This is a genomic window from Moellerella wisconsensis (assembly GCF_022592395.1).
GTDB lineage: Bacteria > Pseudomonadota > Gammaproteobacteria > Enterobacterales > Enterobacteriaceae > Moellerella > Moellerella wisconsensis.
Genome location: NZ_CP093242.1, coordinates 608,679 through 631,779, shown reverse-complemented (window position 1 = coordinate 631,779; position 23,101 = coordinate 608,679). Strand labels below are relative to the sequence as shown.

At 40.2% G+C, this 23,101-nt stretch carries 14 protein-coding genes and 4 tRNA genes; 5 read left to right on the top strand and 13 right to left on the bottom strand.

From position 1 onward, the window contains the following. Window positions 1-222: 222 nt before the first annotated feature. The 4 genes from MNY66_RS02645 to MNY66_RS02630 all read left to right on the top strand — a co-directional run bounded on the left by MNY66_RS02645 (window position 223) and on the right by MNY66_RS02630 (window position 752). A tRNA-Met gene (locus MNY66_RS02645) sits at window positions 223-299 on the top strand. Between the two features lie 106 nt (window positions 300-405). Beyond that, window positions 406-482 (top strand) — tRNA-Met (locus tag MNY66_RS02640). A gap of 81 nt (window positions 483-563) precedes the next feature. Then, a tRNA-Met gene (locus MNY66_RS02635) sits at window positions 564-640 on the top strand. 35 nt (window positions 641-675) lie between these two features. Then, window positions 676-752: transfer RNA gene (locus MNY66_RS02630), tRNA-Met, on the top strand. Window positions 753-1,047: 295 nt separating this feature from the next. Here the strand turns inward: MNY66_RS02630 and amiC are convergent. After that, window positions 1,048-2,298: an N-acetylmuramoyl-L-alanine amidase AmiC gene (amiC, locus tag MNY66_RS02625; protein WP_047255136.1), complete on the bottom strand. Its 1,251-nt coding sequence runs from the start codon at window positions 2,296-2,298 to the stop codon at window positions 1,048-1,050. A 253-nt stretch (window positions 2,299-2,551) separates the two neighbouring features. Between amiC and argA the strand changes: the two genes are divergently transcribed. Continuing rightward, window positions 2,552-3,889: an amino-acid N-acetyltransferase gene (gene argA / locus MNY66_RS02620; RefSeq protein WP_047255137.1), complete on the top strand. Its 1,338-nt coding sequence runs from the start codon at window positions 2,552-2,554 to the stop codon at window positions 3,887-3,889. A 92-nt stretch (window positions 3,890-3,981) separates the two neighbouring features. Here argA and MNY66_RS02615 read toward each other — a convergent pair whose 3' ends face one another. From MNY66_RS02615 to ptsP, 12 genes are all read right to left on the bottom strand, one after another. Then, on the bottom strand, window positions 3,982-4,551 hold the full coding sequence (locus tag MNY66_RS02615; protein ID WP_047255138.1) for a hypothetical protein: 570 nt from the start codon (window positions 4,549-4,551) through the stop codon (window positions 3,982-3,984). A gap of 216 nt (window positions 4,552-4,767) precedes the next feature. Beyond that, on the bottom strand, window positions 4,768-6,678 hold the full coding sequence (recD, locus tag MNY66_RS02610; protein ID WP_047255139.1) for an exodeoxyribonuclease V subunit alpha: 1,911 nt from the start codon (window positions 6,676-6,678) through the stop codon (window positions 4,768-4,770). Continuing rightward, complete coding sequence (recB, locus tag MNY66_RS02605; protein ID WP_241501374.1) at window positions 6,672-10,295, bottom strand: exodeoxyribonuclease V subunit beta; 3,624 nt, start codon at window positions 10,293-10,295, stop codon at window positions 6,672-6,674. The genes recD and recB overlap by 7 nt, the downstream gene beginning before the upstream one ends. Continuing rightward, window positions 10,292-13,180: a pitrilysin gene (gene ptrA / locus MNY66_RS02600; protein WP_420915519.1), complete on the bottom strand. Its 2,889-nt coding sequence runs from the start codon at window positions 13,178-13,180 to the stop codon at window positions 10,292-10,294. Before ptrA ends, recB begins: the two co-directional genes overlap by 4 nt. A 27-nt stretch (window positions 13,181-13,207) precedes the next feature. Next, entirely contained in the window at window positions 13,208-16,597 is a 3,390-nt protein-coding gene (gene recC, locus MNY66_RS02595) for an exodeoxyribonuclease V subunit gamma (protein WP_241501371.1), read from the bottom strand. Then, complete coding sequence (locus tag MNY66_RS02590) at window positions 16,575-16,952, bottom strand: prepilin-type N-terminal cleavage/methylation domain-containing protein (protein WP_047255143.1); 378 nt, start codon at window positions 16,950-16,952, stop codon at window positions 16,575-16,577. The genes recC and MNY66_RS02590 overlap by 23 nt, the downstream gene beginning before the upstream one ends. Then, window positions 16,949-17,404, bottom strand: a complete 456-nt coding sequence (locus tag MNY66_RS02585; protein WP_241501370.1) for a YgdB family protein — start codon at window positions 17,402-17,404, stop codon at window positions 16,949-16,951. Before MNY66_RS02585 ends, MNY66_RS02590 begins: the two co-directional genes overlap by 4 nt. Continuing rightward, entirely contained in the window at window positions 17,401-18,000 is a 600-nt protein-coding gene (locus MNY66_RS02580) for a prepilin peptidase-dependent protein (RefSeq protein ID WP_047255145.1), read from the bottom strand. The genes MNY66_RS02585 and MNY66_RS02580 overlap by 4 nt, the downstream gene beginning before the upstream one ends. Further along, on the bottom strand, window positions 17,994-18,473 hold the full coding sequence (locus tag MNY66_RS02575) for a prepilin-type N-terminal cleavage/methylation domain-containing protein (RefSeq protein WP_241501369.1): 480 nt from the start codon (window positions 18,471-18,473) through the stop codon (window positions 17,994-17,996). The genes MNY66_RS02580 and MNY66_RS02575 overlap by 7 nt, the downstream gene beginning before the upstream one ends. A gap of 301 nt (window positions 18,474-18,774) precedes the next feature. Next, on the bottom strand, window positions 18,775-19,626 hold the full coding sequence (locus tag MNY66_RS02570; protein WP_241501367.1) for a thymidylate synthase: 852 nt from the start codon (window positions 19,624-19,626) through the stop codon (window positions 18,775-18,777). 81 nt (window positions 19,627-19,707) lie between these two features. Next, window positions 19,708-20,601, bottom strand: coding sequence for a prolipoprotein diacylglyceryl transferase (gene lgt / locus MNY66_RS02565; protein WP_241501366.1), 894 nt, complete (start codon window positions 20,599-20,601; stop codon window positions 19,708-19,710). 248 nt (window positions 20,602-20,849) lie between these two features. Beyond that, the gene (gene ptsP / locus MNY66_RS02560; protein WP_047255149.1) at window positions 20,850-23,096 is read right to left on the bottom strand and encodes a phosphoenolpyruvate--protein phosphotransferase; all 2,247 of its coding nucleotides are present in this window, start codon (window positions 23,094-23,096) and stop codon (window positions 20,850-20,852) included. Window positions 23,097-23,101 lie beyond the last annotated feature (5 nt).

Here is a 23,101-nt window from a genome sequence, read left to right as displayed (position 1 = left end):
TTAAATTATCTCCGTATTAACGATGCCGCGCACAATAGCAAACCGCCAAGCATAAAGAAATCAGTAAAAGAGTCGGCTACAATAATTGTTAAGCCGATGGTTACAATTGAATAAAAAAAACGCATAAAGTGTGTTTTTTGTGCTGTTCGCGTAAAAAAACCAAAAAAATGAACGAAAAAACTTGCATCAGATCTCATCCTGAGTATAGTGCCCGATATCAGTCGCGGGATGGAGCAGTCTGGTAGCTCGTCGGGCTCATAACCCGAAGGTCGTTGGTTCAAATCCAGCTCCCGCAACCAATATTGTGTATCAATATATTCATTACTAAAATTTAGTCGATTAGTATTGAATAGAAACGCAATAGAGAGAAATACCGTAATATGCTAAAGTAATTAATATATCAGTCGCGGGATGGAGCAGTCTGGTAGCTCGTCGGGCTCATAACCCGAAGGTCGTTGGTTCAAATCCAGCTCCCGCAACCAACATATTAATACGATAGATAACAACACGGTAGATAAAACTGAAGCAGTAAAGTAATAAATAGAGTAAAATAATATTTCAGGCGCGGGATGGAGCAGTCTGGTAGCTCGTCGGGCTCATAACCCGAAGGTCGTTGGTTCAAATCCAGCTCCCGCAACCACATTGCCAAAAATATTATTAATTACTATTATCAGTCGCGGGATGGAGCAGTCTGGTAGCTCGTCGGGCTCATAACCCGAAGGTCGTTGGTTCAAATCCAGCTCCCGCAACCAATTTCGTAAGTCATTTTTCCCTTCTTAATATATTTTCAATTAGAATAATTCCAAATAATTCCCTCAAAAAATACAGTTTCCTGCTTATTCTAATAATATTCTTCACAAATCGATAAGAACACACTAACTATTAATCATGTAATAATTATAATACAAAAAGTTACATGGAATTTCCCATCGCGTGATAGCAATTCAATATATAAATTAAACGATAAGATTACCATCCATGGCAAAATAGCATAATCTAATGTTATTTAAGCTTATTGTCACCACTGATTTAGGTACTAAGCTTCAACTAGCGACGGCGTGCGACATCGCCTCCATTACGAAAATAAGCTTTTATTCCTTGGAAAATTGATTCGGCCATCTGTTGCTGAAATTTTGCCGTTTTTAATTTTCGCTCTTCTTCTAAATTACTGATAAATGCAGTTTCAACTAAAATAGAGGGAATATCCGGTGCTTTTAATACCGCGAAACCAGCTTGATCCACTTTATTTTTATGCAATTTATTGACGCTTTTCATGCGTTTAAGTACTTCATCGCCGAATTTAAGACTATCGTTAATTGTTGCCGTTTGCAGTAAATCAAACATCGTATGATCTAAATATTTATCGCCACTTTTGCTCACACCACCAATTAAATCGGCCTCATTCTGAGTTTGAGCCAAGAAACGCGCAGTATTACTGGTCGCTCCTTTAGTCGATAACGCAAACACCGACGAACCACGCGCAGAGCGGTTAGTAAAAGCATCGGCGTGAATAGAGACAAATAAATCTGCCTGCATTTTTCGTGCTTTAGCCACCCTGACCGTTAATGGAATAAAGACATCTTCGTTGCGAGTCATATAAGCGCGCATTGAAGGATCGTTATCAATCAATTTTTTCAAGCGACGAGCAATCTGTAAAACCACATCTTTTTCACGAGTTTTATATTTGCCGATCGCCCCAGGATCTTCACCACCATGCCCAGGATCAATCATAATAATAATCGGTCTATCGGTTCCTGCTTTACCCGGTTTTTTCGATTCGATTGGCAAGTTTTCTTCTAAATCGCCTTTATTATAATCCTCAAGTAATGCCAATAATGGATCGTCAGTGGTACTCACCCCCTGCCCCGGATAAAAATCCATAACTAAGCGATTTTTAAATTCAGATACCGGTGCAATAGTAAACATTTGCGGCTTAACTTTACTTTTTACTTCAAAAACTAAGCGCACCGTTTTTGGATCAAATTGCCCCACGCGCACCAATTTTAGAAAGGGATCGCGAGTTTGAATTTGGCTCGTCATCTGCTTAAGAACATTATTCAATTGTACGCCTTCCAAATCCACAACAATGCGATCAGGATTTTCTAAGGCAAACTGACGGTATTTCAGCGGGACATTCGATTCCAGTGTCACTCGAGTATAACTTGAAGCCGGCCATATACGTACCGCAACAATATTGGCAGCAGCCGCTAAACCGAAAGGGCTAATACTCAGCAACATAACCGCTGCTGCACCTTGTAACAGGCGACGCCTTGACGGATTGTGATCTTGGTGACTCATCAAATAATTCCAAACCTAGAACGGATGAAAAGGGGAAATTTATAATTAATAAGGCCAATTATAGTGACCAGACTGCGAACTTTAACCAATCATTAGCATACTGTCATTAAGAATACACAATAAAATCTAGAGATGTGTAAAGACCTATCAGAGTTGTGTTACAAAACTTATCGGATCTTTTGCTTGATATTTGCCCTTAAAAAGAATAAAAATACATTAATTACGAATAAAAATTCACTTTGAGAGGGTGTTTATGAAAGAGCGTAGCACCGAACTGGTTGATGGATTCCGCCATTCGGTTCCCTATATAAACGCACATCGTGGTAAAACATTTATCATTATGTTAGGTGGTGAAGCCATTGCCCATGAAAACTTTGCTAATATTGTCAATGATATCGGCCTACTTCATAGCCTTGGAATACGGATTGTTGTCGTTTATGGCGCTCGACCTCAAATTGAAGGTATTCTCACAGAGAATAACTATAAAACCACTTACCATAAAAATACCCGGGTCACGGATGCTAAAACGCTTGAATATGTGAAACAAGCTTCAGGTGCACTACAATTAGATATCACAGCTCGCTTATCAATGAGCCTCAATAATACTCCATTACAAGGCGCACATATTAATGTGGTCAGTGGTAATTTTGTTATTGCCCAACCTTTAGGTATTGATGACGGCATTGATTATTATCATAGTGGACGGATCCGCCGAATTGATGAAGATGCGATTAATCGTCAACTAGATAATGGCTCTATCGTACTCATTGGCCCAGTTGCGGTATCCGTAACCGGTGAAAGCTTTAATTTAACGTCCGAAGAAGTTGCCACCCAACTGGCGATTAAAATGAAGGCTGAAAAACTGATTGGCTTCTGTTCCACACAAGGAGTTATGGGCAAATACGGTAATATTCTATCCGAATTACTACCGAACGAAGCCGAAGATCTGATTCAGCAATTAGAGTCTCAAGGCGATTATTATTCAGGGACTGTACGTTTTCTGCGGGGTGCGGCTAAAGCCTGTCGTCGTGGCGTACGCCGTAGCCATCTACTAAGTTACCAAGAAGATGGCTCTTTAATTCAAGAATTATTTTCTCGCGATGGTATCGGTACACAGATTGTGATGGAAAGTGCAGAGCAAATCCGCCGAGCCAATATTAATGATATCGGGGGAATTTTAGAGCTGATTCGTCCACTGGAACAACAAGGTATATTGGTTAGGCGCTCTCGCGAGCAGCTAGAAATGGAAATAGATAAGTTTACTATTATTGAGCGAGATAACTTAGCAATCGCTTGTGCGGCACTTTATCCTTATCCTGAAGAAGGATTGGGTGAAATGGCCTGCGTAGCAGTTCATCCCGATTATCGCAGTTCCAGCCGAGGAGAAGTCTTGTTAAATCGCATCTCCTCACATGCCAAGCAAATAGGATTAGAAAAGCTCTTTGTGTTAACTACTCGCAGTATTCATTGGTTTCAAGAACGTGGATTTAAACCCGCAGAAATAGAAATGTTGCCATTAAAAAAACAAGAACTGTATAACTATCAACGCCGTTCTAAAATTTTAATATTAGATTTACAACCAACAGAATAATTAATCGTAAGCACATATCTACTTTATCCAGCTATAAAAGCGCTATTTTCTCCATTGAATTAGCGCTTTTTTATTGGTTATTAATGTTAGTCCTAAGCTATTTGTACTAAACGGGCTTTCTGACATAAAGGTTCACTATCCAAGTACGGTTGTAATAATTCCACCATCGCGGCAAAACTTTCACCATAAAAATACAATGCAGTTTCAGTTGAACCGTCCCAAGTTCCTTGAATAGTACCGATATCTTCAATCAGTTCATCACAACGCTCGATCACTTCATTGATATCACTATTTTGATAGACATCTTCGCCCAGATCAGAACCATTGATATAAATAGCTAAGCCTTCTTCATGACCAAATTCAATTTCAGCCTCATCATTATTTATATGTAATTTAGAGCCTTTTGGCGAGATCATGCTAGAAATCATCTGCAAAATTAAACTAATATTTTCACCATTAGCATCATCTACAGCCAATTGGATCTTACACTTTTCAGGTTCACCGTGTTCAGACAATAATGTTTCACCGCCAATGACATAAATCTCTTTATCGAGCTTTTCCATAACTTGAGTAATCGCATCTTGCAGATCAATCCTGCGTTCAGATTCTAAACGGGCATTCAAGGTGATTGTCACTGCCGATGAGGCGATATTTGATTCCATAATTATTGACCTTTTAATCTTTACTGAGCTGTTTTTAATTTGGTTGAAAACGAGTAGATAATATTCAACAATCTCAAACTGTTATTCTAAACTGTTATTCTAAACTGTTATTCTAAATAATAGCCCCGCTAAAACCGAGTTTAGCGCTCTGTAGCAACTTTTTATTTTATGAATGATATCCAAGCTATCTATTAATAATAAACGCTATCAGAGCCATTAAGCGCAACTATTATTCGAAGTCTCTACCGATACATCAGAACATTGTAGCAACTGTTCAGCAAGACCACTGCGGCGCTGAGTTGGGGTTTCTATCGCTTTGCGTAAAATCCACGGTTCCGCATATACAGAAAGTTTATTTTTTGCTCGAGTCATCGCTGTATAAACTAATTCACGCGTGATCACCGGAGAGTAAACCTTCGGTAGCACTAATGCCGTATGTTCAAACTCTGAGCCTTGTGATTTATGTACTGTCATAACAAATGCGGTATCATGCTGCGGTAATCTATTCGGTTGGATGCCTTTTATCGTACCATCTGGCAATTGGAAATAGGCTCGCAATTGACCATCGCTATCTTTCAACAAAATACCAATATCCCCATTAAATAATCCTAATGGGCTATCATTCCTCGAAATCATAATCGGTCGACCCTCATAGTGTTTATTCAACCGATTAATAGGACGACGGATTAAGCCTTGTCGGTGCAGCAATTGTTCCAGACGTTCATTTAATCCACTGATCCCAAAAGGACCTTCTCGTAGCGCAGTAAGCAGACGATAGTGGTTATATTGTTCAAGGATTATCTCCGGCGTGAGTTTAGCTTTCACACTAAGTAAATATTGGCGATAAAATTCAGCAGAGGAGAGTAGCAATTCTGCGTAATCTTGCTCGGTCATTAGTGTGTGGCTAATGACATCATCTAATCCACTGTTAAGTATACGTTCTGCCTGTTTAGCATTACCATTATTGACGGCAAAAGCCAGTTGTCCAATCCCCGAATTAGCCGAAAATCGGTAACTTTTGCGCAATAGACATAAATTATCGCGAATAACTGGTCCAGTATCTGTACTGTGTTGTGTCAGATCATAACCTGTCAGTTGCGATAATTGCTGGGCTCTTTGTCGGCTGTAGCCTGTATTAGCATAACGGCAAATATCCCCTAATACAGCTCCGGCTTCAACTGAAGCCAACTGATCTTTATCGCCTAAAAAGATCACCCGCGCATGCTCGGGTAAAGCTTCGATCAATTTAGCCATCATCGGCATATCTACCATGGATGCCTCATCGACAATCAAAATATCTAACGCTAATCGATTATCACGATGATAACGCAATTTTTGGCTCTCAGGCTGCGCACCTAATAAACGATGCAATGTTTTCGCCTGTTGCGGTAACATGCGGCGCTCATCATCTGTTAATGAAATATAACCCAGTGCCGCGCCTAAAGATTCGGTAAGACGAGCGGCAGCCTTACCCGTTGGCGCCGCTAATTCAATAATAAAATCTGCTGAATCCGTCGGTTTAAGTTTTATTAAAGCCGCTAAAATACGGGCGACTGTGGTAGTTTTACCAGTACCAGGTCCGCCAGAAATAACTGCCGTTTTACTGGTAACTGCAACCGCTGCGGCTATTTTTTGCCAATCTATAGTATCGCGAGTAACATCGTCTGCGGGAGCAAATAATTGTGCTAATACTGGCGCTATCTGCTCTTGATCGACAGTGGAAATATTGACCTGAGAAAAATATTCAGCTATCTGTTTTTCATACAGCCACATTCTTTGTAAATATAACGTTCTACCCGATAATATTAACGGTGAATTACGCTGTTCAGACACCAATGAAACCGCATCACATTGCAATAAGGTTTGATAAATAGTTTCTTCGTTCGGCTCCCCTATCGCACGCCAAAAATTTTCAGCCATATCCGGATGGCGACCAGAAAATAACTCTGCTAGAGTGATTCGATTTAACGGTAAACACACATGCCCGGTCATTGTTTCAGCGCTCAGCAAGGCGACCACAAATAATAATAATGGATTTTCATCTTTAATTAGATAGCGAGCAAACTGCACATCTAGCGCGCTAAAAAGATGTTCATCGATAGCTTTCTCAAAGAGAATTTTTAGCATTTCTGATTTTCCTCCGCCTGACTAAATAGTCTATCTAACTTATCGACAAACTCCGCAGCCGGTAAATAATAGAACACGCCATTTCCGGGATAATCAGCATCTATGCCGCGTAAAAATAGATAAATAACGCCACCGAAATGTTGTTCATAATTGTAATCAGGTAAACGTTGACGTAAGTAACGATGTAGCGCCAAGCTATATAATTGATATTGTAGGTCATAACGATGGTCAATCATCGCTTCTTCCATAGCCTCTCGGGTATAAGCTTCAATCCCATCGCCAAGATAATTCGATTTATAATCCAGTAAATAAAATTTCCCTTGCCAATAAAATGTTAAATCGATGAATCCCTTTAAGATCCCTTGTACCGCATCAAAATTTAATGGCGGACAACGGGATGAGAGTGGATCATAATAATGAGTTAATTCATCGAGTTCACTCGCGGTGAGTAATTTATCTATCGGCAAATAAAATTGCATTTCATCGAGTTGATCTTCAGCTTTCAGTTGCGATAAAATTAATCCCTGCTCGTTCAAAGGCGTATTAAAAATAGTTTGTAACCAGGTTTTTAATATCTGTGCCCACATCGGGTCAAAGCCCGCAGATAATAATTTATCTGCTAACCATTGTTCATCTATCGGTTGCTGAAAATCAGCCTCTTCCAATACGCTATGTAAAAATGTCCCCGCCATTGCGCCTTTAGGAAATTGATGCGCAGTTAATTGTTGCTCTGTCACTTGCTCGCTGCTATCGAGATCTCTCGCCTCACCGCGCGCGTCGATATCCATTTTAGGCGCTAATGAATCTGCTAAAACTTCTGCGGAAACACTACTAGCATTTTCATGCTGATGCGTACCATAGCTAAGCCCCGAATAACTGGTGACTTTCCAATAAGAGTTTAATTGCCGTGTAAATTTTCTAGCTGCTAATGACTGACGATCTGGGCTGACAGAGTCAACGCTTCTTATCGCGAGTGGTTTAACTTCAGCCACATCAACCCATTCACTGCGGATTTCAGCCAGACAACGATTGAGTAGTTCAATATCCCCTTCTTTACCTTGCTGAAGTAAATAACCTATGGCAGATAAATGCAGATCAGTATCGCCACTTTTTTTACGATTACCCTTAATTAATGGCGCAATACCAACGCTGCAATGATAAATAGAGCGAGTTAAAGCCACATATAACAAACGTAAATCTTCTGAAAGACGTTCTTCATCCGCAAGCTCAATATTTTTCTCAGTATCAGATAAATCGAGATAAGTACGGTAATCTTGCCGGTCATGGTACAGCGCTTTTGCTTGTGGAATAAAATTGCATACAAAGGGCAACCAAACTATTTTATATTCCAATCCCTTAGATTTATGGATAGTACTAATTTGCACCAAATGTTTATCACTTTCCAAACGCATTTGTTGGCGTTCAGACTGAGGATCAGGACGTGATATTTGTTGAGCTAACCAACGAATTAGAGCGTGCTCACCTTCCAATTGTAATGACATTTCTTGCAGTAATTCACCTATATGCATTAAATCCATTAATCGTCGCTCACCTTCTGGCGCTGATAATAAATTTTCGGCAACATGGCGCTGGGTCATCACCGCCCGCAACATAGGCAATACACCGCGTTTGTTCCATAGTATGGAATAACGAGTAAATTCATCAACTAGCTGCTCCCACGCTTTTTCATCATTATTCAAGCATTCAATATCTAGGCTATTTAGCCCAAATAATCCACAGGCCAAAGCACTACGGAGCACGCGTTCTTTTTCCGGTCTTAACACGGCTTGTAGTAGCCAGAGCAAATCTTTAGCTTCCGGTGTTTCAAAAACACTTTCTCGATTAGATTGAAAAACAGAGGGAATATTACGCTGATTTAAAGCATCACGGATCAATATCGCTTCGCGGCGGCTACGAACTAACACAGTAATATCCGAGGCTTTTACTGCTGCGGCTGGTTTGTCATGATGATAAAACTGCGTTTTCTCTGCTCTTCCCCCTTGCAGCCACTGAGCAATTTGCTCGGCGCATTGGGTTGCCATAATTTGTTCATAATCGGTTACCGAAATCGCTTCAGCTACCGGCTGCCAAAATGTCAGGGCTTTGACTGCGGTTCCATTATGATATAACTGCTTATTTGCATTATGAGGAGCAGAGTTAACATTATGATAAGGGATTTGATCGAATAAAAATGGGCTGCCCAATCGATTAAATAGACTATTTACTGCCTTAACCATTGACTCTGATGAACGATAATTAGTCTCAAGTGTATAGTGGGCATTAACATGCTTGCGCGCCTCAATATAAGTAAATATATCAGCCCCACGAAAAGCATAAATTGCCTGTTTAGGATCGCCAATAAATAATAATCCACTGTGCTCTTTATCTCGATAAATACGCTGAAAAATTCGATACTGCTGAGGATCAGTATCTTGAAATTCATCAATCATCGCCACGGGATAACGCTGGCGAATAGTATCAGCTAATAATTCTCCCCCTACGCCACTCAATGCTTTATCCAATCGAGTAAGTAAATCATCAAATCCCATTTCACTACGGCGCTGTTTCTCTTGTTCAATTGTTTGACGTACTTCCACAATCGCCTGTGGAATAATTAAATCGCGCAACGTTAATGGTTGGGATAAAAGATTTTCGATTCTCTGGAAAACAGCATGTTCAGGCGGCTGACCACTTTTGGATTTAGTGGCTAGTATCGCCGCTGAAAAACGTTCGAGATCTTTGGGTAATTGATAATCGACCGTATCGCTAGCCGCCCATAAAGTTATTTTTGCAATCCATGAGGGTAAATGACGCGAACTATAACTGCGTTTATCCACGTCTGATGCTGAGATAATTTGATTAAAATTATCTGCATCAGTAAGCCATAGTGCCTTAATTTGCTCAATAGAGGCAATGAGCCGTTGATGACGTTCAATTAAAGTTTCTTGATTATTCGCAGCACCCACAATAATCGGCATATCTCCCTGTAAAAAGGGCTTAATATCCGATAATAATGCATCCGGCCCCGACCATTCGCTAGCAATCACTTTTGCCATCGAATAATCGAGAGGATAAAAATGTCGTCGCCAATAATCAGCACAGGCTTGTTTTTGCACTGGATATTCATCTTTCACCATGGTTTGTTCAAACAATATGCCCGATTCAAAAGCATTGTGAACCAGCATACGCTGACAAAAACCATGGATAGTATAAATCGCCGATTCATCTATTTGACGCTCAGCTAATAATAGCCATTGAGCCGCTAACAGACGCTGTTTTTCGTCCGGCATTTCAGATAATAATTGACTATATTCCGTTTGTTCCTCATAACCTTTGCCGTTACGAATGCAGGCTAAGCGCATATCATGGATACGCTGACGAATACGTCCACGTAATTCATTCGTCGCCGCTTCAGTAAAAGTAACCACCAAAATATCTTCAACTGTGAGTGGCCGAGAAAAGGCGGACTCGCCGCCTAATCCCAACAATAAGCGCAAATACAAAATGCCAATCGTATAGGTTTTTCCTGTCCCTGCTGAGGCCTCAATTAATCGCTGACCATATAACGGCAGAGTATAGGGATCTAGTTGTTGGCTCTGTATTTGCGTCTCACTCACTTCGCATCTTCCTCGATTGGCAACATTTGTTGTAATTGACTTGTGGTCTTATAAATTGTCCATCCTGGCAGCTCTGCATACTCTTGTGGTTTCTCATCTTTACCAATAACTTGAGAAGCTAAAGACATGCCTTTACGCTGAATGATGGCATTTTTATAGAAATCAATAATCTGTTGCTGTGTGGTACTTTCTAAGGTTTTAATGATTTTCTCACGCGTATCAAACGTAAATATATTGCGGGTAAAATCTGATGAATAGCGGCCGACTTCCTCGTAGAAGGTTTGTGGTGGCTGTTTCATCTCAGTAATAATCGCATTTTTATATTGTGCGAAATCTTCAGCACTTAACTTTTTCAATTTATCGAACGCAAGAGAATAAAATTGCTGATAACGTTGGTTTAAATATGCCGGTGTTTTAGCATTACTTTGCAATAAGAAACCTACGCCAGATTGCTCCCCTAAGGATGTTTTAAAGGCAAATACTGCATAACCTAACTGTTCTTGAGTACGTAATTGATCATAAAACCATGGCTGAATAATATTGGTCAAAATTCCTGCATATACTGAACTTTGAATTCTATCGTACCCGGTAGGAATAAAGATTTCCGCTAACGCATTATCAGTACTTTTTCCCTGACGATGGAAATCAGCCAAGTAATCTTTATCAATAACCACAATATCGCCACGCCACCATTGAGTACCTTTATTATTTAATAATGCATGCGCGTCTTTGATCACTTTTATACTTTGCTCTTGGGTTAGATTACCCACTATCATCGCTTGTAATGCTGAATTTTCTATCGAAGATTGACGATAATTAGTAATATCTTTCAATGAGATAGAATCTAAGACGTTTAATTTTTCTTGTTGTTCAAAATACGGTACGCTATTTAAGCGCTGCATGGTCTGCATCGCCATTTCATAGGCTTTAGCATTGTTGCTAACTTCAACCTGCTCACGATACCAAGATTTTGCCTGCATTAACTCAGTTTCAGTGGGCTCAAAGCTCAAATACAGCTTAATCATTGAATTCAATAATTCCGGCAGATGCTGGGTATAACCGTTTGCACTGAGTTGTACGCCTAAACCATCAGACACCGATACTGACATACCTGCGACCGACGCTTGATATTGTAATTCATCCAATTTTAGCGAGGTAATATAGTTCAGTAGCAGACTAGTAACCTGTAATTTTGCCGTTTTATTCAGCTGAGAATTTCTTAAACTCAGATTAATACTGGCCTTAGGCTCGTCAGCAAAATATTGGCTCGGCATATACAGCAGTCGAACATTATCTTGCTGATAAACCATTTCCGGATGTGAATATTTTTTATCAGTATGAATCAATGATAAATTATCAGGAATATATGGGTTGAGTTCAGGTAAAGTAAATTTCATCCCTTTTTCTAACTCAGTCCATTGACGGTATTGCTTGGTGGTGATTTTATCAACCTGATAAGGCGCTTGTACAAAATAGGCTTCTTTATTATGAGGCTCATTAGGGCTAATAAACCAAATTCTCGCATTATGCGCAGTTAGCTGTTCTAAGCGAGATTTAATCGCTTTTGGATTAAATTGATCGGCAATATAGCTAGAATCCAATACATGCTTAACCGGAACATTTATCATCTGATCAGATAGCCATTCGATATAATTCATATCTCTGACAATCGAACCATAACGGAATGAAAGGTTTAAAACATTAGCAATTTCATCAAAATAACTTTTCTTGATACCTTGCTGTTTCAGGATATCCAGGTAGGCAAAAATAGCCGCGATAATATGATCGCGCTGCTCTAATCCTTTATCCGTTAATGTGACATAAATAGTAAAACTACCCTGATTACGATCAGTATCTGGTGAGGCACTAGCGCTTATTCCCTCCGCTAAACCTTGTTTTATCAACCAATCAGCCAATGTTCCTGGGCTGCGATTTCCAATTAAATAACCGATATATTCATCACTTTTACTGCGAAAATCAGCCATATTATTCGGTATGCTGAACTCTAGCTGTAAGGCTTTTTGAGGCTGGGCAGGCACATAGTGAATAATAATCCCTTTTTCAGCCTCAGTTACCGCTGGAACCGTAATTGCAGGAACCGATGCCTGTTTATCTGGAATACGGCCAAAAGTTTCAGTTGCTAATTTTGCCATCGCCTCTAGCGATTGGTTGCTATACAACACGCCATTCATCAAATTTGCAGAATAATAGCGATTATAAAAATTAACTAATTCGGTTTGTAATTTGCTGTTCGGTTTATCTTGCAGAGTCTCTAAATTCCCCCCAGAGAAACGTGCATTCGGGTGTGCCGGATTCAACGTTTCAGCACGCACTTGCCATGCTCGCATTCCGTCACGGGCGCGCGCCATTGTCAGCTCAGCATTGACTGCATTTCTTTCACGATCAGCATTTTCAGGATCTAACAGTGGCTCAGCCAAAGCATCCGCCAATCTATCAGTTGCTTGTGTAAACGCTTCTCCGTTCTCAACTTCTAAATAAAAAGCCGTTCGGTGAGATGCCGTGCTTGCGTTAAAACTACCACCGTGTTTTTGTAAATATTCAGACAATGCACTGGGTTGCGGATATTTTTTAGAACCCATTAGCACCATATGCTCTAAATAATGCGCTAGCCCTAATTGGCTGTCTGGATTTTCCAAGCTACCGACAGATAACGAAACTGCGGCCAGTGATTTTGTCGCTTTAGGATCAGAAACTAATAATACTGTCATCCCATTTTTTAATTTAATCGCTTGGTAATCTCGTTTATCGTGATCACTTTTATTAATGCTATCAGGCAATACCTGCCATAAAGGCTGAGCAGCTACAGTAAAACCTAAAATTAATAATGAACACAATAAGAAAAAACGAGCGATATTTTTGGATATAATCGACATCCTTTAATGCTCTCCCTGTTACTTTATATGCTCTGCCATTGGCAGAAGATAATGCAGCGCATTCGTCTGCACAGATTGAATAAAATCAGCATCTATTCGCCGAAAAGCGCGTAAAATATAATCATCTTCCATTTCACCTTTTTTCATTGACGATCCCTGCAAACTTTGGACTAAAATTCCATAAGCTTTCTGTTGAATTTCCTCAGAATCAAAATCAAACAGCTTGCTTTTTTTATCATAGCAAGCCATTAACCAACTCCATCCACTTTGATTCAATAACGCGAGGGGAGTATTTAAACCATCAATATAACCTTGAATAAGCTGAGTTAAATAAACCCGAGCTTGGGCTGGCTCCACCGCTAAAAAATGCCAATGACTATTATCACGTCCTAACGCAATGCTTTCCCCTTCACCTTCGATAAGATTAAACACCAAATGTTCAATCCATAATAAAATACCATCGTTAGCGGTTAAGTAAGCCGGTCGATAACGTAACACGCCTTGCCGCTGTACCTTCTTCAATTGCCCAGTTAAACGAAAGTCGCCAATTACTAAATCAACAGGCAAATCAATTACTTCCTTACCTTTTGAATCTTTTTTTTGCACTTTTACTTTATCAGCTAATAATTCCATATCACTGATTTGCTGTTCCCAGAACAAATACCCAAACTGTTTTGCTGGCAATTGTCCCGATGTCTTTAATACCTCAAAAAAGCCCTCAGATAATTGCTCGTCAATTAATTGATTTAATAATTGTTCATTAATTTTATAGCGCAATAGATTATCGAGAATAAACGGCTCTTCTTCGGGGAGTTCGGTTTCTTCTATCGAGAAATGTACTTTTAAGCGTTGTTGGAAAAATGCCCGAACAGGGTGCCGATAAAAGCGCATTAATTGCTCTATTGAGACATGATCAATTTTTTCAGCATCTGGCAATGAAACACAAAAGGGGGATTCAGCTAAACCTTCATTTTTGGCAGCTGGCAGCCATTCAGCCGCAAAACTTTGATACGGATTAGCGGGATAAAAATTATCCTCAGCGAAAGGGATCCGGCTGTGCTGAGTCACTAGATGTTGACGTAATTTTTGCGCACTATGATCGATATTGAGATTTTCATCGCCATTTAAGCAAAAACTTTGGCAAATATAGTCCAATAATTCATTAACTAACACCGAAGGGTTACAAATTTGATTGTCTTTGATTGATAAACCAATATAGCTGATATACAACTGCCGTTCTGCTGAATTCAATGCTTCAAGAAATAGATAACGGTCATCGTCTCGTCGTTTGCGATCACCGCGCTGTGGTTTTTCCGCCATCAAATCAAAGCCGAGAGGCGGAATATTTCGAGGATAAATACCATCGTTCATGCCCAATAGACAAACTACTTTAAAGGGAACTGAACGCATTGGCATTAACGTGCAAAAATTGACTGAGCCCGCTAAAAAGCGTTGACTGATTTTTTCATCATCAAAATTAATCGCAAGCTCATCACGAATTAATTTTAGCGCTATAGCATCGGAATAATGAGCGTTGATACCATTTTCAATTATTTTCTGCCATTGTTCAGCGACTAGCGCTAATACTAGCTCTGTATCGCTGTCGGCAGTAAAGAAGCGATCTATTAATTTTTGGCATAACGGCAGCCAATCTGTTAGCGATTTCTCTTGCTCCAAAATAGTACGCCATTCTTTTAGCGCATCCATTAATTGAGCCAGTTTTCCGGCTAATTGTGCCGCAAGACCACTAGATTCATCATAAGGTAAAACATTATTCCACGGCCCATGACGACTATCCATAGCATAGCCCACCAGCATTCGGCTCAGACCAAATTGCCAAGTATTTTGTCCGGTAATTGGTAATGAAAATGATTGAACGTTATCATCGTCTAGTCCCCAACGAATACCAGATTCACTGACCCACCGCCGCAGTAAACTCAATTCACTTTCATCAATATCAAAACGTTGCGCCAATGCAGAAACTTCTAGCAAAGCAAGAACTTGTTCAGTAGTAAATCGGCTTTGAGGAAGATCTAATAAGGCAATAAAGGCCTGCAAGATTGGGTGAGCCTGCCCAGCTTTACGGTCTGAAATAGCAAATGGAATATATCGCTCAAATGAAGCATTACCAAATACCGCCTGTATAAACGGGGTATAGCTATCAATATCAGCCACCATGACAATAATATCGCGTGCAGATAATGAAGGATCTTGCTCAAATAGCGCGAGTAGCCTGTCTTGAAGGACTTCGACTTCACGCTGGGCACTGTGGCAAGAATGAAAAGTGACGGATTGATCGTCAGCAGATAAACGTAATTTTTGTTGGCTGGTTGCAAAACTGGCTTCATCAACTCCGAGTACGCTATGATCATCAAGATCTAAAATATCTTGTTGGATATTTTGCAGCAATGAAGCTCTCTCAGTGGGAACAAACGCTGATATCTCGTTAATATTTTCAATTTGAGAAATAAAATAGAGGTTATCACGCCCCAGTCGCCCCCAAGATGCTAATAATGGATTAGTTAAATCCTGCTCACCGTCCTCATTAAATAGCTGTTCTGCATGTTGCTCAAACTTAAAACGAGGAAGCTCATGTTTATGCTGATAATGGCGTAATTTTCGGCTTTGTAATTTAGCCAAAAATGAATAATTTTGAATATCCCCCCAATAATATTGGCAAGGATTGGTAAACATAAGATGAATATCAATATGTTGGCCAAGCGCACTTAAGGCTTGTAAATAAACCGGAGGTAACGCCGAAATCCCACAAATAAACACTCTTGAGGGCAATTTTTCGGCAAGTTGGCTATCAGTATTTAATTGCTGGATAAAATATTGATACAGATTGGCACGATGCCACTTAGGCTGCCCTAGCTGTGCGGTATATTCCGATAATTCTAACCAAAGACGTTTTTGCCACAGTTGATTGTCGCTTAAGCCTTCGATTAATTGATTATTGTGCCAACTTTCTAACCATGAAGGGCGATAAACTAAATATTGGTCAAATAAATCAGCAATTCTACCGGCTAATTGATGCAACTTGCGTTTATCAAAATCTTGTTGCAGGTAATGCTGTAACGGCGCGAACTCCGGCTCATCGATCAGCTGGGGCAAAAGCGCCATTAATTTCCAAGTCATCGCATCTTTGGTAAAGGCACTCTCTTTCGGAATATCAGGTAATACGCGGCTAAACATATCCCAAATAAATGATGCCGGTAATGGATAACGAATATTAGCTGCAATTCCAAATCTTTTGGCTAATTCTATTTGTAGCCACTGTGACATGCCGGGGCTTTGAACTAAAACGACCTCAGGCTCAAACGGGTGAGACAATGGCTGGCTTTCCATCAAATGTGCAATCAGCTGTTTTAATATATCTAACTGATTAGAATGATAAATTTGAAACATTTATGTTCTCCAGTGAACAAAACCATCGCTCAGACGAATACTCATTGGCGGTTACCACAAGTACCATTGTAACCTGCTCGCAGTTAACTGATTGCTCAACAGAATGTGCAATTATTTTCCATTGTGCATTCTGTTGGCTAATAAACGAGGTAATATCGTATATCCCTGCCGCCCGTAATTCTAATGATTGATTTAAGACTCTCAGCGCCTGAGTTCTATTCCAAATATGATGAAAATTCAATGCGATAAATTGGTAGTAGTTTAACAGTGCTATCAACGAAATAGCAAAAATCAGCGCAGCAAATAAAGCTTCGATTAAAGCCATTCCTCTTTGGCGACTATCTTCATGATTCATAGACAAAGTCTCTTTTTATTCAATGGGCAATAATCTAACCAACCTTGTTTTATTGGAGTCAGTCGCATTGATAAAGAATCTGATTTTTGCATCCATTGATACACCACTAAGTTGGTTTGTGGATCAAATTGTCCTTTTCCTGCCAATAAAAAGCCTTTTTTAGGCACATACAGTAAACAACTTTGATTGTTATTCTGTGGGTGTTGAGTACATAACCAAGATGTTGCATCAGGAATATCGATTTTCCAATCAACCGTTTTCCCCCAAGCTAATGCAGATTCCGCCTGATTAAACGCCTGAAAATAACGTTGCTCTTTGGCTAAAGTAAGCAACATTCTATTTTGGTAATGATGAAGATTTTTTAGCAGCAATAATCCCATTGTTGCTAGTACAATGACCATAATCAGAGCAACACTACCTTGCTGATTATGGTTATGCTGAGGGCAATTCATGGCTGATTTCTTAAGAAAATACTAATTTGATAATCGAAGCTTTTGGTCGGAAAACGTACCGAGACTAAACTGATATTTAAATGTAATAGACGGGACGTTGGCTGCCAATCAAGCGTAAATCGCTGTACGTTAATTAATAATGGATCGAATAAACTAGCCCACATATCAATATTACAAGAGTCCGCACCTCTGGCACTTTCTAACCGATGATTATTTAATCGATAAGCAAAATAATTGGAGTGCTGTTTATTGGGTTTGGCCCAGAGGCCACTATTATCTTGGTCATAGGCAAAAAGAATACATGAATGCTGTGCTTCTCCTTGCTTCGCGCCCAATGTTATAGCTTCACCTACGCATTTACCGCCCAGACAATAACCGATACGGCGAAAATCTTTTTCAATATTAAGCAATACACGTTTCGCATCTCTATCAATTTGATAATGAATAAAATATTGAGAAATATTAGCCACAAACATTGGATATGTTTGTACGATAGCTAAACAAACTAAGCTGCTTATCGAAAGTGCAATTAAGGTTTCTAACAAGGTAAACCCTTGCTGTAATAATCGGGTATCTTGTGGCTTAACATTCAACATTTAGACACTCCTTGTCGCTTAATTATGCTGCAAATTCGAACACGCCCTAAGGATGAAACCACCACTAATGCCTTACCGGCTTCATTTTCGAAGGTGAGACTAAACCCATGGGTGGTTCCTTGTTTTCCATAAAAACTAATATCACTGCGATTGGTGGTTATTAATAAAACATCACTAAATTGATCGGCAAAAGATGAGAGATAACTTTGGATCCCTGCTTTGCTGTGAACCTCTAATTTCCAAGGTTCTCCTTCACTGGATATACTGATTTTTAAAATTTTTTCATCGTTAAGATAAATTGCATCAGTCAATTGAGAATCAATAAAATCAGCCACTCGTCGGACTGTTTCTAGCAATCTGATTTGCTGCTGCTGATGATGCCAGCCATATAATCCACTGGATAGAATGAGGGATAGGATCAATAGAACCACCATCACCTCTATCAAGGTAAATCCATTCTGTCGGCTTTTCATTCTCTGCTCTCATTCTTTGTTCTAGTTAATGCACTCCGGCTTATTGCGAGTAGCCACTTACCTTAAGCTATAACAGCAGTATAAAATTAATTGCGTTGCCGCATTGCGTACCTTCTCGCACACAAATTGGATTGAATGAAAAATTATGATAATTTTTGCGATAAGCTGCACAAATCAGTAAACCTAGAAATAAAAAACGCAGCCTATTAGGGTTTAATAGACTGCGTTTACTGAGGGGGGAACAAACATAATGATCCAGACAACCGCCATTCAAAATAGCGGTTCGGAGTAAGCGGATGATTTATACTGTAAAAGGATATTTTATCGCTTCGTGGTACTGATAACCTTCCACGCTAAAATCATCGGTAGTCACCCAAGTTTCCAAATCGTCAAGCTGCGTAATGGCGGGATTAATTACTAACTGAGGTGACGGGTACGGTTCACGTTTTAACTGTACATCTCGCATTAACTCTAATTGATTTTCATAAATATGCGCGTTAACAATTTTATGGTAAGCCATTCCCGGCTTATGTCCGGTGATCCTCGCCATTAAAGCTAACAAAACAAAACATTGAATTTGGTTAAAGTTTAATCCTAATGGGACATCGCAGCTACGCTGATAAGAGGTGAGATGCAGTGTATCGCCAAGCAGAGAAAAAGTATGGGTATGCATGCACGGGCGCAAACAGCCCATTTCAAACTCGCCAGGATTATAAAATGTAATAATTTCAGCGCGATCATCGATGCCATTCTTTAAATTATCAACGACTTTTTTTAGCTGATCTAAATGACTGCCATCGGGACGCTGCCATGAACGCCCTTGAACGCCATATACGCGCCCCATATCGTCCTCACCTTTACGATGTGGATTATTAAGCCATGCTTGGTTGTCATTAGCGTTAGCATTCCAAGTATTACACCCAATCTCTCTGAATTGGGCTGCATTATCATAACCTCTTAAATAACCTAATAATTCAGCGATAGCAGCTTTAAAAAAACTCTTACGGGTAGTGATTAATGGGAACTGATTATGTGCTACATCATACTCTAAATCGGCATTAATAACGGTTAAACAACGCACACCGGTCCGTTTGTTTTCAATCCACTGCCCTTGGTCAATAATGCGCTGACATAGCGCCAAATACTGCTTCATAAGATTCTCTCATTAAACAGCCTCGCCAATCATAGCAAGGCTGAATATTTCATTAAAATATCTGAGTTATATTAGTTATCGTTAGGATTTTTCACGGCTATCAGCTTGTGTAGCTGGTATATTTTTACCGTATTTGTAGGCCCATATCATCATTAAAATACCGGCGATAATCATCGGGATAGATAATATCTGCCCCATACTTATCCCACTAAACAAGCCTAACTGAGCATCTGGCTGACGGAAAAATTCGACAATAATACGGAATGTGCCATAACCAATTAAAAATAGCCCTGAGACACTGCCCATCGGCCGGGATTTACGTACAAATACATTCAAAATAATGAACAGAACAATCCCTTCCAGCACCATTTCATATAATTGAGAAGGATGACGAGGCAATACACCGTATTGATTGATAACCTCAAATAGCGAAGGATCTTGAGCCGCTAGTTGTAAATCTGCGCTACGTGAAGTTGGGAATAACATCGCCCATGGCGTATCAAAAGTAACGCGTCCCCATAACTCGCCATTAATAAAGTTACCAATACGTCCCATACCTAAACCAAAAGGTACTAATGGAGCAATAAAATCAGCCACTTGTAAAAAACGACGGCGCGTACGATGTGCAAACCACATCATCGCCAAAATAACCCCAATTAAGCCGCCATGGAATGACATTCCACCATCCCAGACTTTAAATAAATATAGTGGATCATCAAGAAATACCGGCAAGTTATAAAACAAAACGTAACCTAAACGGCCACCAACAAATACCCCAACAAACCCGATATAAAGTAAATTTTCAACTTCATTTTTGCTCCAGCCACTGTTGGGTTTTGCCGCCCGGCGATTCGCCAACCAGAGGGCAAATACAAATCCCACTAGGTACATAAAACCATACCAGTGAAGCGCGACAGGTCCGATCGAAAACATCACCGGATCAATCTCTGGAAGCACCAGATAGCTATTATTCATCTTTCCCCACTATTGTCTTTATACCCATGATTGTCGCTACCCAAGCTGCAATTAATACTAAATAATCTATATTTACACCATCCTGCGGGTAAATTCGCTTGGATATCGATGGAATTTATTGGAATTACAAACCGTACAATATTTTTTGTGCGGTAAATAATACTGATACGTTAAAAATCCGCAAACCAAATTATTTGAGGTTTCCGATTTATATTGCCATCTTTACTCACAAAAAAAGTATAAAATAACTAAATACCGCCACGAACTAAACCGCCAATTCCCCTAAGCTCCATATAATCTGTAGTCAATTGCTTCACTTGATGGCTAGTTTCTGCAACTAAAATCGATGAAAGTAACGGTGCCATTACTTCAGCCGATAAATGACGGATAAGATATTTAATCCGCGGTACGCTGCGACCGCTCATACTTAAATTACGGTAACCTAATGCCAGTAATACCATCGCCCCCAAAGGCTGTCCGGCCATTTCGCCACAGATACTAACCGGGAGTTGCATTTTTTGACACTCATCAATCGCCAGTTTCAAAAAACGAATAACCGCAGGATGCAAATGATCATAAATAGCAGCTACATGAGTATTATTGCGATCAACAGCCAAAAGATACTGAGTTAAATCATTGGTTCCGATAGAAATAAAATCTATCCGCTGGCGTAATTGAGGGATCAAGAAAACCAATGAGGGCACTTCCAGCATAACGCCGATGGGCGGTAATGAAATTGATTGTTCTAAAAATAGCTCAACTTCTTGCTTCGCCCGTTGGATCAGTTTTAATGCTTCATCAACTTCATCGATACTGGTGACCATCGGCAACAAGATTTTTAAATTATTGCTTTGCGCGTTGGCTCGCAACATGGCGCGTAATTGGATCAGGAATATCTCCGGTTGATCGAGCATAATTCGCATACCCCGCCAACCTAAACATGGATTTTCCTCATTAATCGGCATATAAGGCAGCTGTTTATCTGCCCCGATATCGAGAGTTCTTAGCACTACCGGCTTGTCTGGGAATAACTGAAGCATCTCTTGATAAAGCAGCTTTTGTTCATCTTCGGAGGGAAAGGCATTTTGCAGCATAAACGGTAGCTCTGTACGATACAGACCGATACCATCAACACTTTGGTTGATTTTTTGCTCGTATTTCAAACTAAGACCCGCATTTAACTGGATAGAGACCGTTTCTCCATCAAGTAACTCGGCTTGCTGCTGTAATGTCCCTTCGGCTAACCGGCTAAGAACTTTTTCTTCTTCAATTATCTGACGGTATTCTTGAGCAATGATATTTTCTGGCTCAATAAAGATTTCACCGCGATAGCCATCAAGAATTAATAAACGGTTATGCAATAATGACGGCTCAATATCTGCCCCCATAATCGCCGGGATCCCCATGGCGCGAATTAAAATCGCCGAGTGTGAATGGGTTGCCCCATCGCGCACAATCACACCGGCTAATTGTTCAATCGGGATCTCTGCCAGTAAGTTAGCGCTGAGCTCATCGGCGACTAAAATAAATCGTTCAGGCCACTGTTCAGTGGCCGTTAAACTATCATCCAGATGGAATAATAAACGCTGCCCTAGAGCGCGTAAATCGGAACCGCGTTCGCGTAAATAGAGATCATTTAGCTGCGAAAACTGGTTAACATAGTCTTCAATGACTGATTTCACCGCCCATTCAGCGATTAAACCTTGTTCGATAGTAGCAAATAAGCGTTTTCGCAGCTGGGAGTCATTAATCAAGTGATTATAAAGATCGAAAATCGCCGCACTTTCTTTTTGCGCGCTGGCTAAAAATCGTTTACTAATTCGCCGACATTCAGCGCTTGCATCTTCCAGCGCTTCAGCCAACCGATGACGTTCGGCATCAATATCAAGAGCGCATGCCTGACACACATGTTCTAAAAGTGGCTGTGACATATCGCGCCAACCATAAGCCATGGCTATCCCATTAGCGATAGGTAAGGCCTTAATTCGATTTTGTCGATATTGACCAAAAATCCCTTTGGCTTGAGCCTGGGCTAATATGGCAGCCAGCTGCATTGATAAAGTCACCAGAAATGACTCTTCGGTTTCATTAAATAAACGACGCTCGCGCTGCTGAACCACTAAGACACCAAGCAGTTGACGGCGATAAACGATAGGAACACCGAGAAAAGCACGCATCTGCCCTTCTCGAAGTTGAGGTAATAATTTGAATTGAGGGTGTTCACGGATATCGGCAAGATTGAGCATTTCAGATTGGCGGCCAACAGCACCGACCACACCTTCATCAAAACCTAAGCGAACCGCAATCCCTTTGGGCTTTTTCAGGCCTTGGGTAGCCATTAAGTAATAGCATTGGCGTTGGCTATCTGCTAGATAAATAGAACATACATCTGTCTGCATCGCATGACAGGTTTCAGTCACTAGCAGTTCCAACGCCTCTGCCAAAGTTGTTGCCATCGCAACTTTTTCAACAATCTCCCGCAAACGCGCCAGCATAAATC